Genomic DNA, 21,579 nt, shown 5'->3' with positions numbered 1-21,579 from the left:
AATTTTCTTTACAGTGCATCTTTTTATAAGTGAGAGTCATTTTTTATAAACAAAAAGCGTGATATAGCCAAACGAATCCTTATCCCTAATGCCTTTCTTAAAGAAACATACGATATAAAGATACAAATGCAATTTGCCAAATTACTCCGCAGAAATAATGTGCACCATGGTCCAACGCACCCCATTTTTCACCGCAATTTTCTTTTTCGCTCTTGCCTGTATAAAGCAACTTTCATAAGTTTAACGTTTCTCCTTTCAGCTTGCCATACACCCTTTTCTCAAAATGATAGGTTTTCTTCCACTTCTTCTAAAACGATCAAACGTACCAACAACCACAATATCTATGTCACATTAAGCGCTCTGCAACACCCACGTATTTTGCAAATGTATGGTGGCGCTTATCATGATGCAAAACTTGAACACCTTTTAGCAAAGATTGTCCGTAAACTGGCAGTTGCATCACATAGTTCTCATCAAAGCTATTCTGTAACAATTTTAAACTCAGAAACTATCAACGCTTTTGCGCTCCCCAACGGCTCGATCTACATCACTCGTGGTATGCTGGCATTAGCCAATGATTCTTCAGAAGTTGCAGCCATTTTAGCCCATGAGATAGCACATATCAGAGCCAATCATGGCATTTTACGCCTGCAAAAAGAAGCCCAATTAAAGATGACAAATCACATGTCTTCACGTCTTCTTTCTTCTATTGGCAAAAAACTTCATAACCCTATGCAAAACAAGCAACAACTCGCGCAATTTTCCCGCAATCAAGAGCTGGAAGCTGATTCCATTGCGCTCGAAATGCTCCAACAATCAGGATATGATCCTTTTGCTTCACCACGCTTTCTTCAAACAATGGAAGCCTATAGTGCTTTTCGTAATATCTCTGGCTCCCAAAATGCCTCTCTAGATTTTCTAGCCTCTCACCCAACTACCCCTCAACGCATTCGGCTTGCGATAAAAAAAGCGGGTAAAATCAGTAAAGGGAATAGTAAAATATCTGATCACGATTCTTTTCTCAAAAGCATTGATGGCATAATTTTTGGAGGAGGCTTTTATACAGGTTTTGTACGAGGCAACCAATTTATTCACCCACAATTGCGCATAGCTTTTTCTGTTCCAAACAATTTTACAATAGAACATTCAGCACATACTGTTTGGGCCAGTGGACCAGATAAAATTGCGATTCGTTTTGACGCTATTCCACATCCTGCTGAAATATCTGCGAGTGATTATTTGAAAAGTGGCTGGATTATCGGTCTAGACCAATCATCTATCCGCCCCATCACAATTCAAGGGCTCCCCAATCAAGAATTTATGCGTCAAGAATCCCAAAGCCAAAATTTACTTGGAGCAAGGGCCCATGCTACCAATGATCAATGGCAATTTGATGTGGTTGTCATTCCATTCAACAACCACATCTTTCGTTTTTTGACGGCCGCTCCACATAATTCTCGAAATTTTGCAGAGGTTGCCCAAAAAACGCTACAAAGCTTTCATTCTCTTTCATCTTCACAGTTAAAAAAATTGCAGCTCTTAAAAATCCGTGTTGTCCGTGTTAAACAAGGAGAAACCGTTGCAAATCTTGCAGATAAAATGCAATACACACCATATAAAGAAAAACTCTTTCGCATCCTCAACGCCCTCTCACCAACGCAAACTTTACCCGCAGGTACAAAAGTGAAAATTATTACAGAATAAGCCTTTCTTCTCATCTGTTACAGTTTTGATTCTTTTCTGTCTGTATCACGCCCTCCCCCTTAAAGCATATTCGAAAATAAAGAGGAACACTTTAAAATCCAACTTCATCATACCTTTATAGGTCTCCGTTTGATATATATTTCCTCCAACTAACAGCCCCCTATCTTCCTCTGTAGTAGCGCTCCCAAGGAGGCATATTTCTAAACAAATCCGGACATCCCCTAAAACTGACTTTATCATATTCTCATATGCCCCCACTTAATATATTCTCTTTCCCCCCAAAAAGCCTTTCACTGCTTATATATCGTAAGCATCTTCTGAATGAATCGTAAGGAGAGCAGAACGCAATTTTTGCAAAGCCCTAGCTTCAATTTGACGCACGCGCTCTTTCGAGATTCCTAACTTTTCACCCAAAACTTCGAGAGTCGCACCCTCTTCATTTAAGCGACGAAAGCGAATAATTTCCAACTCCCGTTCGTTGAGAATTTGCAACGCATCGTAAAGCCATTGTGTACGCCGTTGACCATCAATGACTTGCTCAATTAAAGCATCAGGAAGAGGACTATCATCCACCAAAACATCCATCTTAGCAATGGGATTATCACTGTTCTCAGAAACAGAAACACTCAAGGAATTATCAGAACTGGAAAAACGAAAATCCATCGTTTCAACATCGCGCACGGAAACACCGAGTTTTTCAGCGATTGTGCGAAAAATATCCTGTTTTGACAAAGCACTATCATCTTGTATCAGTTTTGCACGCAAACGCCGAAGATTAAAGAAAAGTGCTTTTTGCGAAGAACTCGTTCCCCCTCGAACGATTGACCAATTTCGCAAAATATAATCTTGAATAGAAGCGCGTATCCACCACGTTGCATATGTTGAAAAACGCACTTCCCGATCAGGTTCAAAACGTGCAGCTGCTTCCAATAGTCCCACATACCCTTCTTGTACCAAATCCCCCAATGGCATTTTGAAACGTTTAAAGCGATTAGCAATAGCAATCACTAAACGCATATGAGCCGCTGCAATTTGATGCATGGCGTCATCATCACGTTTGTCTTTCCACCGCAGAGCCAAATCATGCTCTTTTTGTCGTTCAAGATAAGGTGCTTGCATAGCAGAACGCATCATATTACGTCCTAAGCTTTTGTCTGCATCGCTATAATTTTTGCTGCTTTTATAAACAGCATTTGAAAGATTACCCATAATAACCCCTTGCGATTAAAATTATCAAAATTGATTTGGCAACGACATCATTGTTCTTCGCTTAAAAAGAACGCAAAAGTTGTTAACTTCTGTGACCACTACTTTAACGTGTAATTTTATAATCGCAATTGTTTTTTTTACTGTCATGGTAAAACTTCTTGTCATAAGACACAATTTCACCTGCAAAATGCCTTTACAATATGCCTTTTAGCCTATGAAATATTTGAAAAAACTTTCTCTTCACTTTTCATGACAAAACAGCAAAAAAATTAAAGTGATCATGCAAAAGAAATGCCGTTTTTTGATAATCGGTTCCGTTTCCTTTTAAATCGAAGAATTTATTTATGCTTTTAGCTTTACAATACAACTAATAAGTGTAATTTGCAAATATAAAGCATCCAAACTGAATGAAAACTGAATGAAAAAAGAATCATTCAAGTTTTAAAGGCGCAAAGAAACAGCAAAAAATGACAAGAGTGATTGAAGCAAACGCAACAAACGTGTTAAAGAAAGAGCACCATTATGAAATTGTCGCAAAAAGCTTTTGACCAGTGTCACACTGAGAAAGAAAATGATCATGGATAGCAAGATTGTTCAACAGAATGAGATTCTTCAAGATGATATTCTCATTGAAAAACACGGAAGGGGTAAATTTGAAGGTTTTCGTTTTTATGCCAACAAAAACAGTACCGATCAAATAGCTGAGAAGCAAATTTCAACAGAGAATGAGAATTTGATTCTTGCTTTTTCCAAACGCGCGACACGTTTTTGTGCTTGTGCAAATGGAGATTTTACCCTCAGTTCTGATGGAATTGTGCGCTGGATTGGTCAACCCGTAGGACAACTTGTAGCAACAGAAGATTTTTTCAAACCAAAACTAATTGTTTTAGCAGATGAACAACTCACGGAAGAATCCCGCAATAACGTTGTGAAACGATTAGAACGCTTTGTCACCTTTCATTTTGAAACGACTTTAAAACCCCTGTTTGATTTGCGCAATGCTGATAATTTAACAGATTCAATAAACAGTCTTGCTTTACAACTTTTTAACTCTTTAGGGATTTTACCACGCCGCGAAGTCTTAGACATTGTCAAAAACCTTGCGCAAGAATCACGTGCCGTTCTTCGGCGTCTAGGCGTGCGTTTTGGCGCTTTTCATATCTATGTTGCCGGAATGCTTAAACCTGCTCCGGTTCAAGCCATTACTCTCCTGTGGAATCTTCAAAATGCGGGACAAGATCAAACTGGTTTGGGTGAAATTTTTTCAGCATTATCTGCTGGTCGAACCTCTTTGATGGTTGACTCTACCTATAACCGCCAATTTTATCAATTAGCCGGCTACCGAATCTTAGGACAACGTGCTGTACGGATTGATATTTTAGAACGTCTTGCCAATCTCATCCGTCCCGCACTTCATTGGAAACAAGGAAGTGATCCCAAACCAGATGGCGCCTATGATGGAAAAAGTTTTTTTGTTACACCAGCCATGATGTCCATTCTTGGGGCCAATGGAAATGATATGGAAGAAATCCTCAAAGGACTTGGTTATCAATCGTACAGCATAAGCAATACTGTTTTTGAACAAAATCTCCTTGCACACCAAGCCTCTTCCCCTGTCAATGAGACAATGCAAGATGTTCCCGCAGCAGAATGCGTTGGAAGTCAATGGCAAACAATAAGCGATTTAGAAACAACACGAGAAGAAAAAAATATCTCATACCCAAACATTTCATCCTCTGGTATTGAAAAACATCTCCATAAAACCAATCGTTTACCAGAAGCTGAACCTATTGGGAATTTTGCCAAATCCCCTCGCTCTACAGAAGAAGATAAAGTTATTTTATTATGGCATTATAAGCATCAATTTCCCCACCATGCACAAAAAAAACGTGATAAATTAGGAAATAAATGGCAAAATAAATCGAAGAACGCTGTAAAAAAAGCGGAATACAAAAATGAAAATTCCCCTCAAAAAGCACCATCACAAGCAAAACGCTCTCATAAGTTCCACAAATCCCAAGGAAAACATGCAAATCATAAGCCCTTTCAAAAAGAAAAGCGCCTTAATCCTGATTCACCTTTTGCGAAACTAGCTGTACTACGCGATCAACTCACCAATCATAAAAACACGCACACACTTTCCTCTAAAGAGAATTAAAGTAACAAATGGAGTTCGATCTTGACCCACGTAGTAACCGACAACTGCATTCACTGCAAATATACGGATTGCGTTGAAGTCTGCCCAGTTGATTGTTTTTATGAAGGGGAAAATATGCTTGTTATTCACCCCGATGAATGCATCGATTGTGGTGTTTGCGTGCCAGAATGCCCAGCAGAAGCGATTTTACCTGATACAGAACCAGGATTAGAAAAGTGGTTAGAACTCAATCTTCATTATGCAAACAAATGGCCTAATCTAACCACCAAAAAAGATCCTCTTCCTCAAGCAAAAGAAATGGATGGTGTTCCAAATAAATTAGAAAAGTATTTTTCAGAAAATCCAGGAAGTGGCGAAGAGTAATGATAAAGTGTACACTCTCCTCCTTCAACGATTGAAAGACTTCTCTTGTAAAAATAAAAAATCCTTAAGCGAAATGATTGATTCTTTTAAATTTTGATGTTAGTGTTATTTTAACATGATCATCTTTCTAAGTATTTTTCTTTGCTTGTTATAGTAAAGCGGTGTATTTTTTTTTGATTTAAAAGTACTCGGCTTTTATGCTCACTTAATTGGTACAATATACTTGGTTAAAGAAAACTCAACCCTCAGGTTTATAACCTGTTTTCCGATACATTTGTTGATCATAAGGGAGTAAACTAAAATATGGCATCCCAACATGGAACGTCTTCCAAAACCAAAGAATTTGCAACCTCTGAATATATCGTCTACCCTACGCATGGAGTAGGACAAATTATAGCGATTGAAGATCAAGAAGTTGCAGGACATAAATTAAAACTTTTTGTCATTCATTTCGCGAAAGATAAGATGGATGTCAAAGTCCCCATTGCAAAAGCCCTTTCCGTTGGAATGCGTAAATTATCTGCTAGTGATTCTGTCGAACGTGCCTTAAAAGTTTTACGTGGAAAAGCACGCGTTAAACGGACCATGTGGTCACGTCGTGCACAAGAATATGATGCTAAAATCAACTCAGGAGATCTTATTTGTATCGCCGAAGTGGTCCGTGATCTTTTCCGCTCTAATCTACAGCCTGAACAATCTTACTCTGAGCGCCAACTTTATACAGCTGCTCTTGAAAGAATGGCCCGCGAAATTGCGGTTATCAATAGTCTTTCTGAAACAGAAGCTATCAATCTCATAGAGATGCATCTCTCCAACAAGCCGGAACGCGAGTTTAAAACTGAGAGAGAAGAAACAGATGAAAACAGTAAAGCTGTCTACGCTGCATAATACACTCTTTCATCATAATGATGATATTTCGATAAAACCAGCGAAAAGCTGGTTTTATTTTTTAACATCCTCTCTGCCCTTAAGGACAAAGTTTCTTAACCAACGCCAATCTATAAACAATCTAACTTTTCGACAAATTCCTCCTCCTTATTTTCTTTCTTCATAGATAACAAACTGATTAATCATCATAATCTAGCATTATTCATATTAAATTAGAATCTTGAATATGGTAAGATTTCTCATTTCAAATTTCTCTCATGTTGAATTAATCAAATCACTTGCTTGTCAATCACAAGCGGAGCTGATCTGTGGGTAAAAACTGTACAAAAAGAGCGAGACACTGTCTCAAGCACCAAAGGATATACCAACATTGGAATCTGGCAAGATGTGTAAGGGCGGGGCTTGCTTTTTTATTTAATCGTAAAGATCATAGTGCCGTTTATACACTACACCGAAACTTTACCATTTATCCCCTTCTACAAAACCATTGTAACATTCAAAAACACCGTCATAAAATGGATGCCACAAATATTGAAAAATATTGCTTTAAAAAAAATGCGTGACGGTACAACATAAGATATTTTGTCTTGGGCGCTCTATTTTGCATGAGAAGCATTCCCCATTAAAGAACGCGATAAAAAAAGCATGAACTAAAACCATCATCTCCATTCTGTAAAAGGCATTCCAAATACTTTTGAAAGCTGTAAAACTAACTTAAAAAATCACAATAAAAATGAACGTTGGCATTGCCCTTCCAATTTCATATTTTTCCCAAATGAGGTTTCTTATTTCAGAGGAGATATACGCAATATTCTTACTCCAATCGAACACAAAAAATCTAGAATGATTCATAGAACTCTTAAAAGTCTTAATCTCTGTTTCAAACAGACTGCTAAAGATTGGATATTCTCAGCAGGAATTGTCCAGTTATCATCTTCAATCTGATCTTCACGAATATGACGCAAAGGATTAGTACGAACGCCTATCAGGACAAGCAAACGCAAAGCCAGTTATGTTATGTTTTACAGAGTAACTGATAAAAGGCAAAAACATCTCTCCAATCCATTGCTGGTCTATGAGTGGTTTTATGACGTTGTTTGCCTAAGAGCGCGCGTACTTTTGCACTGCTTGTAAATCAACATCCACACCCAATGCAACCGCATGTTTAAGACAAAGATTAAGACGCTTCAGTGCTGTCTGAGCTGTTCCAGCTTTTGCATGCCAAATAGAGGCAAGGGTATTGCGTATCTCTGTTTGCGTAATCTCTGAAACAGGCAGACAGCCTAATTTGGGGAGAATATAAAGGTGTAAGGGTGAAAACCAATCACAAGCCTCACCATCATTTTTTAATTCAGCTTTACGGCTTTCAAAAGCATCCAACACGATATCTTTTAAATAATGGAGATTGCGCATTGCCTCACGCTTTTGTTTCTCACGTTCTTTAATGGGATCACGCCCCTCACGTAAAACAGCCCACCACCCAGTTGCCAATTCACGGGCTTGTTTAAAAAAAACATCTCGCAAGGCACCCAAGCCCATTTCACGGCGCCGACCATGAATGGTATAACGATAAAGCCATTGAGCACCACCATCTTTACGTTTGTGAAGAAGCAAGCCGGCACCATCATTATATTTGCTAGCCCCCAATGTTGTGACAACCCTTGGCTCTTAAGACTCTTCATAAGAACCATTTTTAGTTCTTTCTTATACAAATTTTATCCACACACTCATCCCACTTGTGACGTGCAAACGAGTGGTTTGGATTGATTCTAGATAGAGAGATTTGAAATGAGTGAATCTTACGTTATTCGGGGTTCTAATTCAATATGAAAAACAATTAATTATATATATAAATCAATATGTTGTCTAGTGATGAACAGATGACAAAAAAATCATAAACTTAGGTAAGAAACACTATAAAATCATTCATAAACCAGCTATGAACTGGAGAATCGTACCGGCTTTGATAAAATACTTTGCTCACCCCCACACATAACATATCTGGTTTTAAGTTTACTTATTTTTACACGCTGTTCGCAACAAATCCCTTATATTCACAAAAATACGAAAAATATATGGACAATTCTTAGTTCAAAAATATGAAAAGACAGCGTGATATTCATAGAAAAGTCTCATGCACTTTTATCATAAAAAGCACTAAAGATTATTGAATGTGTACACCTTCTGTCTTGTAACGGTTTTCTCTTTTCTGCTCATAAGAAAGCGCGCTGGCATCAGCATACACTTAACCCCAATGTTACAACAATTCTTACATTTGAAAATATTCATTATAAACATTTTTCCTTTTTTATAGAGTTTTCACCCACATGCCAGCCCCACTTGTGACCGAAAAGCAAGTGATTATCATTGATTCAACATAGGGAAAAATTTGAAATGAGAAAATCCTACGATAGGCCTTCCATTCAAGGCGCAAAACAACAAATGATCTTTATAAATCAATGTGATGTCGATCTCTATTTTTTTAAGGAGAATCACATGTCACAATATAAGCCTATAGACAAACCATTGCCTTAAATATTCTCATAAAAAACACCGGAAAACACCGATATGCTTAAATCCTTACATAGATCAACCGCCTTAAACGATGATATTTTACGGTCTAATAGGATTCTCTCTATAGTCAATAAAGATTAAGTGCGATACAAAATAATTCTATTACTGAGCTAACTTATATCAATACCCAAGCTCTTAACGAAGTCATCATAAAAGACACTGATACAAGTAGCCCTTTATAGCCTCTCAAGAAAACAAGAAAATCATCTCCCACAATAGAATCATTTCTCTACAGCACAACTTTATCCCATACATGTTCTCAAGAAAAAGTGAAAAACGCATCTTACCCAATGCATTCACTAATGAAACAAAAGAAGTTCACCACTGGAAAAGAAAGAAAATGCTAAAGTTTTAACCACTAAAACAGAACGCCCACGATACATTCCCTGTTTCACATCGATAGAAGACGACGCAAGGGAACCTCAACATTCATCTTAAAGCGAAAATGCACGCCCCAAGCGTGCATTGATCGACGAAATAAAAGAAGTTCACCACTGGAAAAGAAAGAAAACGCTAAAGTTTTAACCTCTAAAACGGAACGCCCACGATACATTCCCTGTTCCACATCGATAGAAGACGATGCAAGGGAACCTCAACATTCATCTTAAAGCGAAAATGCACGCCCCAAGCGTGCATTCACTAATGAAACAAAAGAAGTTCACCACTGGAAAAGAAAGAAAACGCTAAAGTTTTAACCACTAAAACAGAACGTCCACGATACATTCCCTGTTCCACATCGATAGAAGACGATGCAAGAGAACCTCAACATTCATCTTAAAGCGAAAATGCACACCCCCAAGCATGCATTGATCGATGCAATAAAAGAAGTTCACCTCTGGAAAAGAAAGAAAACGCTCAGTCTTTAACCACTAAAACGGAACGCCCACGATACATTCCCGTTTTCAAATCAATGTGATGAGGACGACGTAATTCACCAGAATTTTTATCTTCGATATAAGTCGGCGCCTTCAGAGCATCAGCCGAACGGCGCATGCCCCTCTTCGCTGGAGAGGTTTTTCGTTTAGGTACAGCCATAAAAAGACACTCCAAATCCATTAAAACAGAAAAAGCAATGTCAAAAATGACAATGCTTCATTTAAAACACCATAAAATTTGAGAATATTATACACTGATAAAAAAGAAGAGGCAATGTCAAAATGATCCTCCTCTTACCAAAAATGACCTTCCTGTTATCAAAAATGGTGTCACAATAATCAAATGAATATCAAAAACACTGCAAAATTTAAGAATTTTATACACCAATGAAAGCTTTTTTATAAGCCCTTCATTCAATTTTTATTTGGTTTAAAAAGGGATTTGCGCATACAGTAGAGATACGGATAAAAAGAGAAGTTGATTTTTAATAAAAAACGACGCCAATTTATGAAAACAAGAAAAAGCGACAACCTTTCTCTTTAAACTTCATAATTTCATTTTTGTAAAAACAAAGGAAGCAAGAATGCACGAATTTACCACCCTTCTTGCAAAACATAGAGACACCGTTGAAAAACGGCTTGATACCCTGTTAAGTGATCAAATCCAAAATGGTGAAATTTCACGCCCTAAAAACTTAATCAAAGCCATGCGCTATGGTGTGCTGAACGGTGGAAAACGCTTGCGTCCTTTTCTTGTAATTCAAAGTGCTGCACTTTTTGACGTCCCTGTAGAACATTCTCTTGATGTTGCATGTGCCTTAGAATGTATCCATTGTTATTCGCTCATTCATGATGATCTTCCCGCTATGGATAACGATATACTCCGGCGTGGAAAACCCACTGTCCATGTAGCATTTGATGAAGCAACAGCAATTCTAGCAGGCAATGCCCTCTTAACATTTGCCTTTGAAATCATTGCCCATAAAGCTAGTAATCTATCTACAGATATTAGAATCAAGCTGATCACGTCTCTTGCACAATCGGCAGGACTTGGCGGTATGTTAGGTGGACAAATGCTGGACCTTGAAGCTGAAAAAAGACCGCAAGAAAGTACTGACATCATCACTCTACAACACATGAAAACAGCAGCCCTGATAAGCTTTGCTTGCCAAGCAGGTGCCATCATTGGCAATGCATCTAAAGAATTAACCGAAAAGCTTACTGATTTTGGTACCTATCTTGGTTTAGCCTTTCAATTAACCGATGACCTTCTTGATGTCACCGCCAACACGCAAACCCTAGGAAAAACGGCTGGGAAAGATGAAACGGCACAAAAAGCCACTTTTGTTCATCTTTACGGCATTAAAGAAACCCAAAAAAAGCGAGATATACTCATCAGTAAAGCAGAAGCATTCTTACATCCTTTTGGCGCTAAAGCACTCCCCCTCCAACAAGCAGCACACTTTAGTGCAATACGCCAAAATTAAACTTCATCCACCCTATTGTACATAGTGTACACCGTCATATTTATTGAATGCATAATAGACTTTTCCAAGAAACGTTACTATTAATCTCCATTATAGTCCTTATCATGAAATGGGTACGACAAATCTTGAGAGGAATTTCATTAAAACAAGCCGCGTGAATTTATAACACAAATGCATTCTGGGTATCCTATTTTGCATGAAAAATGCCTTCCATTAAAGACTAAAAGAAACAAAATGTGAAAATGCGTAATAATCATGTTTTAAAAGATATTACAGTGGATGCTTTAAAGCCGATTCCACACATGCGATTCACTTAAACTAAAGACGCGATAAGCAAGACTTAAGAATATTCACCATGTACTTCTTAAAATACTTAATGTATCAAACAGGATACCTTCACCACCCCTCAAATGACAGTATGTTACGGCATAACAGGATAAATAAAGCCATTAATTTCAATAGAACGAAAGACCAAAGCAGTATTATTACTGATCTCTCTTTTCTTAAGCAGGAAAGATATAACACATTGATTTATAATCATAATTCTCGGTTGTTCAACTTGAATAAGAACCCTGAATACCGTAAGATTCTTTCATTTCAAATCTGTGTATATTGAATCAATAAAAATCACTTGCTTGCACCTCAAAAACAGAGAGAGCCGCGTAGGGCAAAACATCAAAGAAAAGACTAAAAAAATGCCTCTTATGAACCGTCTTAAAAGCCAAGGGCTGTCGCAACATTAGGGGCTAGCAAAGTGAATGATTGTGTCGGCATGCTCCTTCAAAAGCAGAAACATTTTTATTTACAAAAGTGTGTAATAACTTCAATTTAATAATAATCATGATCACTGTAGAACTTTAATTCATCACGCTCTTTATCTCGTTTATTCAATTCATCACACAAAAAGAGAATTGATAAGATTAAACAGAGAATGATCTTTGCAACAGAAAGATAAAAAAGTCCTTATTATTATTATTATATATAATAGCGCAATCTAATTTGTGATAAGTCGTTTTTTCAATCCAAGAGCAAATTTCCTCCTTTAAGTGCAATTTTCTTATTAAGATGAAAAGCATCATTGTAAGTGAACCTATGCCTGTTGCCAAAGCTGGAAAATATGTCCACCTTTTGAAGCCATAATAAAAAAACAAGCAACATGGCCAAGAAAATGCCGCAATTATCAAGAGTATTATAGCCATTTAATACCCTTCGAGAGAATTTTTCTCATTACCCATTCAATATCATTTGTAAATTCCTCTTGGTTTCATCATATCATATATCGTGTGGAGTTCTCTGCAAAAACGCGCTATTTGTTTAGTATTGTCATCATGACCAGCTCTCATACTAGACACAAGGTCAATAATTTGTGTTGTTGGGCTAATACCATTTCCACTTGAAGAATTAAGAAATTTTTTCGCATAATCAATCATGGGGTCGGTAGAATTCATAGACATATTATAAGCCCAGATAAAATCGCTTTCTCTCCAATTATAGTCATAACGCAAACTGCTTATGACATTGGGTAGCATTGCCCATGACATCTCCTCATTATAATCACCGTGTAATAAATTAACAAAGCGTCCACATAAAACAATAAGTATGTGTCGATGCCATATAATATCAAATTTGGGCGCTATATTTTGATAACCACGGCTATAGACGAAATTTCTTGCTTGTTCCTGCTTTTGAAAATGTTCAAAAGCCTCGTATTTTTCACTTATATATTCTTCGTAAAGTTTATTGTACTGCTCTAAACTATCTACACGTGTACATCCCAACAATACCAATACAGAAAAAAGAGTTATAAATGTTACAACACACGTTATGGATAACGATTTCATCGCTTTACCTTTATAATAACCATAATTTGTACGGCTTAACAGATTCCTATCAAATATATCAATATGTGCTGGTTTCTTGTGGCTTATTTGTAGCAAATTGTACTCAACAATATTTCTGTACTTGGTTTTATTCCCTCTCAAAGAGGGGGGGGATGTCATTCAAAGTTTCCATAGATAAGTTTATTATCTGGATCAGAAATTTTCTAACATCAGAAAATACAGAGCTAACGCCACAATCAAAGAGAAAATACTCAAAAATGAGAATGTACAACGTAAAAAATTATCTCAACAAGATAATTGATATTTTAAAGAAAACAGCAATAAAACGCGTTAAATATATCAACAATAAAATCAGTCATGAGGAAAGCCTATTTGAACAGGCTATAAATTGTCCGACTGCTTAAATTAGCTCTAATGAGATAAAGTGTTACCAGTAAGGAACCAATGAAAATGAGAAAACTGCTCCATCACCATTCCTTAATAAGTATATAATCCGGCACAATCATGTTCTTTATCAGCGTCCAATCTTGTCAGCAACCCTTTGTGTAATATTCATGAGCAGCATTTTTATTTCTTTTGTAATGATTGTTATGCCATTTTAATGATTATTATGCCAAGCCCACTTATAACGTACAAGCAGATGACTTTGATTGCTTCAACATACATAGATTTTAAATAAGAATAACTGACACTATTCAGCTTTCTCATTCAACATGCAAAAACAACGATGCGCCTTAATAAATCAAAGCCTTGCTCCACTATGAAACCCTATAAAACACGTATCGTAATAAGTTAATATTTTCACTGAACTTTTTTGAGAGTTCCTTCTAAAAAAAGTACTGACAACAAGTAAATCAATAAATAAATAGCAAAAATATAAACGAGTGAGAAAAAGCCAAATATATTGACCATATACGCACTCATGTAAAAAAATACCAATAAGCTAAATCTCCCAACGGTTGACAAGAAAGATTCATATGTAGCCCTGAAATGATCACTAATACTATCATGCAAAACAACTTCTACACGAAGATATGTATACTTAATGAGATAAAAAATCATACAGACTAAAATGACAGCCATTTCTTTTCTTGGTTCAAAGAAAGCAACGGTAAAAATCAGTGAAGCCGAAAGAAACAACAGTAAAATAAAATTCACTCTTTCACTTAGTTTTGTAAAGAGAAAACTAGCCAAAAGCTGAGAAAACAATATAAGTGAAAATGTCACACCAAGATCAAAATAAGTGACATTAATATTATGATCTTTAAATATCCACTGCCAATACTGCGAGAATATATTGAAAAAGATCAATGAAAAATAAAAGCATAAAGAGATATAAGGAACTTTAATAAAAATAGACAACATCTCCTTAGCTTCACAAATGAGAGAATTCGCTTTATTTGGTTTTTTCTCCCCCTTCAAGTCATCAAGAAAAAACAAACCAAATAGTGTCGTCATAAACATTAAAAACGCCGCGATATACCATATATATTGGCTAGAATAATCAGCAAAATATGCGCCGATTAAACTGAATATAAACATGCCGATGTAATTATATTGAGAACTCGATCCCAGCACCTTTTTAGTGGATGTCAATTTTGCTTTTGCATATTGAACAAGTAAAGCATTATAGGCTCCAGCAATTAATGTCAGCGATAAGGCATTAAAAGTTTCTGCCAAAAGAAAACCATAAAAGCTTGTAGAAAATCCCATGAGAAAGAGCCATGTGGCAGCAAAAGCCGCTGCCAAAACGATCGATATTTTATAACTTTTTCGATCGGAAAAATATCCCAGAGGAATATCGGTAACCATCATAATAAAAGCCTGAAATGACTTAATGATCCCAATATCAATAAGCGTTAAGCCTTTTTCAAGCATATAAAAGACAATAAAGGCGCCGGTTAAAATCCTTATACCGTTAAATAAAAAGCCAAACGCTAATATACTTGTCATGCACTCCCCCAATAACGCCAAAAAAGGCACCCGTATACATCATTTTATATCAATATAAAAGCTTACATTTTACGACAAATAGGACTATAATCGCTATAAGGATTTCCAATCCTATCAATTTGATACCCCAAAAAATGCTGGGAAAATGCCTGAAAAATCAATAAACAATGTTCTTTCTATAATTTGATATTTGAAGAATCCGTTAAATATTTTACTGTCTCAAGAGCAGCCAAAAAACCAGCAACAACATTTACGGATCTATTAAAGTATTCATATCGTTTTGCTTAATAGTCTTAACACACTCAAACTCATTAATATCTTTCATAAGCTTCTGATTCTAAAACAGGCATATCATCTGGTTTTACCTAAAATAATAAGCAACCAACAACAGTATTGACCATAGCTAAAGCAGCAGCATACAACAGCGCCATCTTCACATTGAAGACAGCTTGTTAAAAAAAACGACACACCATTTTTACTTCAACCTTATGCGATTTTTACCTCAACCTTGCCCAAAACGTGTATGAATATAATCACTCAAAAGTGCTTCAAATTCTTCAGCAATGTGATCACCCCGCAAAGTTTTTACCTTTTGTCCCTCAATAAAAACAGGTGCCGCAGGACTTTCCCCCACTCCAGGCAAAGATATTCCAATATCCGCATGCTTTGATTCCCCCGGTCCATTGACGATACATCCCATCACAGCAACCTTCAAACTTTCAACGCCAGGGTATTTTTTACGCCAAACAGGCATATTTTTGTATAAATCTGCTTCAATTTTTTGCGCCAATTGTTGAAAGACCGTTGAGGTTGTGCGCCCACAACCAGGACAAGCCGCAACAACAGGCAAAAATTGCCGAAAACCCATCACTTGCAAAAGTTCTTGCCCCACCTTTACTTCTCGTGTCCGATCACCACCAGGTTTTGGTGTTAAGGAAATTCGTATCGTATCGCCAATCCCTTGCTGTAATAAAATACCCAAAGCCACCGAAGAAGCAACAATGCCCTTTGTTCCCATCCCAGCTTCCGTTAATCCCAAATGAAGAGCATAATCACAACGCGCCGCCAAGGTGGTATAAACAGCAATAAGATCTTGGACATCACTCACTTTAGCAGAAAGAATAATTTTATCACGCCCCAACCCTAACTCTTCTGCTAAAGTAGCCGAAAGCAAAGCCGACTGCACAACTGTTTCCCGCATCACTTCAGCAACCGATAAAGGATTTTCTTGCTGTGCATTTTCATTCATAAGCCGTGTTAACAACGCATTATCAAGAGAGCCCCAATTCACGCCAATGCGAATAGGTTTATGATACCGACAAGCAATCTCAATAATTTCTGCAAATTGACGATCTTTTTTTGCACCAAAACCAACATTTCCAGGATTGATGCGATATTTTGCAAGCGCTTCAGCACACGCAGGATGCTCAAATAAAAGCTTATGACCAATATAATGAAAATCCCCAACCAATGGTACAAAAAATCCTAACCTCTCCAATCGCTCCCGTATTTTTGGTACAGCCGCCGCCGCTTCATCGCGATCAACAGTAATTCGAACCAATTGTGAGCCAGCTTGCCAAAGAGCAGCTACTTGAGAAACAGTTGCATCAACATCAGCGGTATCTGTATTGGTCATCGACTGTACAACTATCGGGCTCTGCCCCCCAATGATCACATCACCAACAGCAACACCAACAGATCGACGACGCTCAAGTGGTTTAGATAAAAAATAGGTCGTACTCATCAAGTCCTCAAATTTTTAAAACCTGCGCTATCAATCATTATTTACATTGATTTCCTCCGCGCTTCAAAGGACGAAAATTACACCGCCCACCAATCTTAACAGATTGCTCTCAAAAGGTTCGACCTACTAACACTGATGCAATACAACTCATAGGTGTATTCATTCTATAGACGTACCGGATAAGTTCTACTACTTCTGTTCAAGTTTATACTTCTACACTTGGTTGCTTCAAAAAGAAACTGAAACAAAACAGAGACAATACTGTATTTTTAAGTTGCATGCCGATACCTGACATCAATGTCATCACAAAACAGTGTTTTACAACACAACAAATAACACCCATCAAAGCGCCATTTTTAAAAATGCATGAAAGACATCACCAAATTAATCCAACATATTGATTTATAATAATCTATTTTTTACAAATTTGAATGGAAAACCCAAATATCATAAGATTTCATCATTTTAAATCTTCTTAATTGAATCAATCAATACCACTCCCTACAGCCACAAGAGAATAGGTAGATAAAAACTCCTTATAAACTATTTCAAGTGCCAAAAGCTATCCCAACACTTTAAACAAACAAAAAAATGAAGACATCGCCCACCATTTTTATGAATGAATCTTACACCATTTTGTAAAAATTTTTACCTTACATCCTTAACAAACACCATCACGAAATGAACTCGAGTACATTAAGAAATGCCTCATTAAACCCAAACTCTTAACTCTCATCTCACCCACGCACGGCATTATCAATGCAACCTTTCAATTTTCAAGCCGTTATAGCAAAACCCCAAACACAATTCCAACTGTCACACAACAATTTAACACATGAAGGAGTCAATAAATGTGTCTATTTTCACCCCATAGAAAAAATGCTAAAATTAAAAAACGTATAGCACAATTAAAAAGAGAGCTGGTCCCCGTAAATCATTGGAGTTTTCAAAATGATAGCTTTGAAAACATTTCTGAGCTGTTTAATACATGGAAACAAAAAGGCCGTCACGCACTTTATCACCTCAACGAACATGCTACAGAATTAAAGAAAAAAGCGAAAGAAAATCCTAAAAAAACCCTCGCATTAGCAGCAGGAGTCGTTTTAGTAAGCTTCTTGCTGATCCGTAAAAATTAATAACACAACCAATAACCTTCCCTTTTAATGCCCGACTCAAAGCGGGCATTTTTTATGGTTTACAAAATATAAACTTTACGTCTTCCTCCTAACTTTATGCCTTCTCCCAACAGGATAAGTTTCCCACCTATCCGAGCAGTCTATAATCCAGTTTTTTATCTGGCATCCCCCTACCCCCATCTTCCAAACATGCGGTGACACCACACCTCAAAGGACAGTGTTGTGCAAAACCACAGGCAAAGCTTCCAATACTCCATCCCCCTACTGAGTTAGTTCAAAAGAAATGGAAATGAGTAAAGATGCATGCGCTTTAATATTCTAAGGAACATTATTTTACATCATGACATAAAAGTATAAGAAGCCTAAGAGCTTTAAAACATGTAGTATAGCAAACCAAACGAAATCTTCCAACGTAAACAACCACTTGCTATAAGTAAATGACGCAAAAATTAAACTGAAAAAACCCAAAATTTCATCCTCCAGAATCGACTCGCTGCGAAGTATCTACATAGGTAACCACGGACATGCCAGGAATGAGTTTTTCAATCCCTTCCTGCCCAGGATCTAAAGCAATCCGTACTGAAATACGTTGCGCAATTTTGATAAAATTACCAATTGTCGTATCCGTTTTTAACAATGAAAATTCTGAGCCTGTAGCAGGTGCAAAACGAACCACACGCCCTGTTAACTTTTTGTTGTTCAATGCATCAACAGAAAAAACAACCGGTTGTCCCACACGCATCTGAGAAAGTTGCGTTTCCTTATAATTAGCAATAATCCAAATATCATCAGAAATAACAGAGACCAATTGTGTCCCCGGCATAACATATTGCCCTACCCTAGCGCCAACCAATCCAACATAGCCTGTTCTAGGAGATAAAATCTTTGTATGATCGAGATTAAGTTTTGCCAACTCAACACTCACCTTCGCTCCCGAAACTTCTGACTGTAAACTTTGCCGTTCAAGATTTAATTGTTTTTGCAATTGTCGTTTTGTTTCTAGGGCTGCCAAGAGTTGTGAAAGAGGGCGAGAAACAGAAACTGCCGCATCACCAAAGCCTAACTTTTTACTATCAGAAACAACATTAGAGAATGCTCGTGAACGCGCTAATTCCGCTTCTGCAACATTAACTTCTCCCTGTAAAATCTGAGCTTGCAATTCAATACTTGCCAGTTTTGCATTTTTTGAATCGAGAACAGCCTGTGCCCGTGCAAGCTGCTGACGAAAAAGAGAATCATCAAGCTCAAAGAGCAGCATTCCTTTTTCAACACGTTGATAATCTTGCACATAAATCCGTGCAATCACCCCAGAGATCTGTGAACTCACCAGAGTAACATTACCCTTAATGGAAGCATTATCCGTTATTTGAATGTTATTTACAAAAGGAGGAAGTCTCCAAGCCCACAAAATTAGCAAAACACCCGTAATGCCCGATAGGAATGCAACAATCGTAGCTTTTGACCGTAATGCTTTTATCATTTTTTGCACCCCTCTTCTATAACATCACTCTACTTTTCTAACGCACGCAAAGAGCATGACTTAACAACCATTGTAACAAGAAAAACAACGAATACAGCCATTGAAATATAAAAATAAAGCCGAAAAACGTCATCATAAGCAAAAATATTTGCTGTTAACTTAAATTTCTCTATCAACAGAGAAGTCGCCTGCTCACTTCCAAAGCCATGGGGAACAGAAGCACCATAAGAAGGCGAAAATAAAGTATTTATCTCACCAGAAATAAGCGGATCCGTCACAACAATATTTTGTGTTAAAGACTCAAAGTTCTTATGAGCAAAATAAAACTGTAGAGTGCCAAAAAAAGCCGATCCCATCAATCCCCCTGTCACTTGCGTTAGCAAAAAAACAGCAATAAAACTCAAAACATAACGCGGCCCTCGCTCACCAGCAATCACAAACCCTTTGAAAAGAGCAGGAGGCAAAAAAAGTGCATAACTAAAACTCACCAATCCTTGGCTCAACATCATATCTTGCGGACGCGTTAAATGATTGACACGACTATCTAAATAAGCGCCAAGTGCCAAACAACCCAAAGATAACAAATAAAAATAATCTTCACGCCCCGCCCGTAAAAAAAAGACACAAACAGCCCCCCCTAACAGAATCCCTAATGTCACCGCAAGATACATGGGCGCCATTTCACGATTGAGCAAACCAAAAAGATTAAAAAAACCGACGGGCAAATTGGATCGCTCCAACAAAAAAACATGAAAAATCAATAAAATAAAAACAGATTGTATCATTTCTTTACTGAAAATCCAACGGAGATCAATCAACGGTTTTTCTCTATTAAGCTCAATAATAATAGCAACAGCCAAAGAGAAAATAGCAAGTGCGAGCCCCCAACCAATCCATGGCGCTTCATACCACCAATACAATACACCAACAGACATGATCACAGCATTTAATCCAAGACCAAGAGCAATCAAACCATAGCTTATCCAATCTAATTTTTGAATAACCTTACTACGCACAACAGGAGTAAGAGGTAAAGTATAGATACAGACCAAGCTGATAAGAACCAACCCCATTTCCAGAGCGGAAAGGCTGGAAAAACCACCATTTTCCAGCAAATCAGGAGAAATCAAACGTGATAAAGGTGCTGCTAAAGCTGCATTCATATAATTCAAACTCAGAGCAACAGTAAACTTCTTTGCTGGAGCAAAAGCCTCCATCATATAAAGCAGCGCAAGCGAAGCCAAAGGCGCAGCAGCAATCCCAGCAAAAAAGCGAATAATTAGCGCAGAACGCAAATCCGTAACAAAGAGCTGCAACACACAAACCAAAACAAAGCCAAGGATTGACAGTTCAGCAAAAGCGCGCAGCCCAAATTGATAGCGGATTTTGATCAACATAATCGCTACACTCACATTTGGCGCCATATAAGCCGCTACCAGCCATGTCGTCTCGGCCAAAGTTGCATGAAAATCACCCGTAAGATGGACAATGTTAGACTGAACAATATTAGCCCCTAAACCATAAGCCCATTGCAAAATAAGAGAAGCAAAAATATAAACAAAGCACTTTGGCAAAGGTCCCGCAAAGACACGACCAGGATGAGGAAAAGGTTTTGCACTCCTTTTAGCAGACACAACCGTACTCTTTTTTCCGCTCATGTCATCTTTTCCTGTATACTCTGCTACGCTTCTATCAACACAACACCATCAGCTGACAACTGCTGAAAAAAAGCCTCTATTTTATGATTGTCCTCATCACTTGTCCCTCCTTCTAACGTCGCTTGAATCTGCAAAATCTGCTGTTCTAATACATCAAAAGAAAGATTCTCTACAGCCACAACGTGCTCTACCAATAAAGAGCAACCTGAAAAGGTAATATTTGCAACGCCCCCGCATACAACAAATAATTTTTCACCCAAAGAGGTGCGAACACGAACACTGCCCAACACAATACTTGCTACCAATGGCGCATGATGCGCCATAACTGTCAAATAACCTGAGGCTGAAGGAAGAACAACAGACACTACCTGCTCTGAAAACACAATTTTTTCAGGCGATACAAGCTCAAATAAAAAATGCTCTTCTCTATTGTTTTCCACAAAAGTCTCCACAATACCCGATATAAGGACTCTCCGTTTTCTCCAACGACTCGTCCTTTTTAACGAAAA

Annotated in this window: 15 protein-coding genes and 1 pseudogene; 6 read left to right on the top strand and 10 right to left on the bottom strand. The window is 37.5% G+C overall.

Translation table 11 applies throughout. The annotated features are described in order from the left end of the window. Positions 1 to 126 precede the first annotated feature (126 nt). Complete coding sequence (locus ACFIL2_RS03810; protein WP_375680188.1) at positions 127 to 1,704, top strand: M48 family metalloprotease; 1,578 nt, start codon at positions 127 to 129, stop codon at positions 1,702 to 1,704. A 297-nt stretch (positions 1,705 to 2,001) separates the two neighbouring features. Here the strand turns inward: ACFIL2_RS03810 and ACFIL2_RS03805 are convergent, their stop codons facing one another. Further along, complete coding sequence (locus tag ACFIL2_RS03805; protein ID WP_375613183.1) at positions 2,002 to 2,913, bottom strand: RNA polymerase factor sigma-32; 912 nt, start codon at positions 2,911 to 2,913, stop codon at positions 2,002 to 2,004. A 577-nt stretch (positions 2,914 to 3,490) separates the two neighbouring features. Here ACFIL2_RS03805 and ACFIL2_RS03800 point away from each other — a divergent pair. The 3 genes from ACFIL2_RS03800 to ACFIL2_RS03790 all read left to right on the top strand — a co-directional run bounded on the left by ACFIL2_RS03800 (position 3,491) and on the right by ACFIL2_RS03790 (position 6,322). After that, a complete protein-coding gene (locus tag ACFIL2_RS03800; RefSeq protein ID WP_375680187.1) occupies positions 3,491 to 5,071 on the top strand; it encodes a hypothetical protein in 1,581 nt (526 codons plus the stop codon). A gap of 21 nt (positions 5,072 to 5,092) precedes the next feature. Continuing rightward, positions 5,093 to 5,434, top strand: coding sequence for a ferredoxin FdxA (gene fdxA, locus ACFIL2_RS03795; protein ID WP_015856977.1), 342 nt, complete (start codon positions 5,093 to 5,095; stop codon positions 5,432 to 5,434). A gap of 303 nt (positions 5,435 to 5,737) precedes the next feature. Beyond that, positions 5,738 to 6,322 carry a CarD family transcriptional regulator gene (locus ACFIL2_RS03790; protein WP_273790499.1) on the top strand — a complete coding sequence of 195 codons (585 nt, stop codon included), beginning with the start codon at positions 5,738 to 5,740 and terminating at the stop codon, positions 6,320 to 6,322. An 899-nt stretch (positions 6,323 to 7,221) separates the two neighbouring features. Here ACFIL2_RS03790 and ACFIL2_RS03785 read toward each other — a convergent pair. The 3 genes and pseudogenes from ACFIL2_RS03785 to rpmF form a co-directional block, all read right to left on the bottom strand. Then, positions 7,222 to 7,969: pseudogene (locus ACFIL2_RS03785) on the bottom strand (tyrosine-type recombinase/integrase); the annotation flags it as partial. 1,318 nt (positions 7,970 to 9,287) lie between these two features. Then, entirely contained in the window at positions 9,288 to 9,449 is a 162-nt protein-coding gene (locus tag ACFIL2_RS03780) for a hypothetical protein (RefSeq protein WP_375680186.1), read from the bottom strand. Positions 9,450 to 9,751: 302 nt separating this feature from the next. After that, positions 9,752 to 9,931, bottom strand: coding sequence for a 50S ribosomal protein L32 (gene rpmF, locus ACFIL2_RS03775; RefSeq protein ID WP_005774555.1), 180 nt, complete (start codon positions 9,929 to 9,931; stop codon positions 9,752 to 9,754). Positions 9,932 to 10,355: 424 nt separating this feature from the next. On the opposite strand from rpmF, the gene ACFIL2_RS03770 reads away from it, so the two are divergent. Further along, entirely contained in the window at positions 10,356 to 11,258 is a 903-nt protein-coding gene (locus tag ACFIL2_RS03770) for a polyprenyl synthetase family protein (RefSeq protein WP_375633452.1), read from the top strand. Between the two features lie 1,241 nt (positions 11,259 to 12,499). Here ACFIL2_RS03770 and ACFIL2_RS03765 read toward each other — a convergent pair. From ACFIL2_RS03765 to ispG, 3 genes are all read right to left on the bottom strand, one after another. Further along, complete coding sequence (locus ACFIL2_RS03765) at positions 12,500 to 13,099, bottom strand: hypothetical protein (RefSeq protein ID WP_375680185.1); 600 nt, start codon at positions 13,097 to 13,099, stop codon at positions 12,500 to 12,502. An 801-nt stretch (positions 13,100 to 13,900) separates the two neighbouring features. After that, complete coding sequence (locus ACFIL2_RS03760) at positions 13,901 to 15,052, bottom strand: MFS transporter (protein WP_375680184.1); 1,152 nt, start codon at positions 15,050 to 15,052, stop codon at positions 13,901 to 13,903. Positions 15,053 to 15,554: 502 nt separating this feature from the next. Further along, positions 15,555 to 16,796, bottom strand: coding sequence for a flavodoxin-dependent (E)-4-hydroxy-3-methylbut-2-enyl-diphosphate synthase (ispG, locus tag ACFIL2_RS03755; RefSeq protein ID WP_375680183.1), 1,242 nt, complete (start codon positions 16,794 to 16,796; stop codon positions 15,555 to 15,557). A gap of 851 nt (positions 16,797 to 17,647) precedes the next feature. Here ispG and ACFIL2_RS03750 point away from each other — a divergent pair. Further along, positions 17,648 to 17,932 carry a hypothetical protein gene (locus ACFIL2_RS03750; RefSeq protein ID WP_375611728.1) on the top strand — a complete coding sequence of 95 codons (285 nt, stop codon included), beginning with the start codon at positions 17,648 to 17,650 and terminating at the stop codon, positions 17,930 to 17,932. 472 nt (positions 17,933 to 18,404) lie between these two features. Here the strand turns inward: ACFIL2_RS03750 and ACFIL2_RS03745 are convergent, their stop codons facing one another. From ACFIL2_RS03745 to atpC, 3 genes are read right to left on the bottom strand one after another with little or no spacing between them, the layout of a single operon-like run. Beyond that, positions 18,405 to 19,412: an HlyD family secretion protein gene (locus tag ACFIL2_RS03745; protein ID WP_375680182.1), complete on the bottom strand. Its 1,008-nt coding sequence runs from the start codon at positions 19,410 to 19,412 to the stop codon at positions 18,405 to 18,407. 29 nt (positions 19,413 to 19,441) lie between these two features. Then, positions 19,442 to 21,070 (bottom strand): MFS transporter, encoded by a 1,629-nt coding sequence (locus ACFIL2_RS03740; protein ID WP_375633455.1) that lies wholly within the window; start codon positions 21,068 to 21,070, stop codon positions 19,442 to 19,444. 23 nt (positions 21,071 to 21,093) lie between these two features. Continuing rightward, a complete protein-coding gene (atpC, locus tag ACFIL2_RS03735; RefSeq protein WP_375633456.1) occupies positions 21,094 to 21,510 on the bottom strand; it encodes an ATP synthase F1 subunit epsilon in 417 nt (138 codons plus the stop codon). Positions 21,511 to 21,579 lie beyond the last annotated feature (69 nt).

Origin of the sequence: Bartonella sp. AP30XZML (genome assembly GCF_042195945.1) — a bacterium.
Classification (GTDB): domain Bacteria; phylum Pseudomonadota; class Alphaproteobacteria; order Rhizobiales; family Rhizobiaceae; genus Bartonella.
This window is presented reverse-complemented; position numbering and strand designations above follow the sequence as displayed.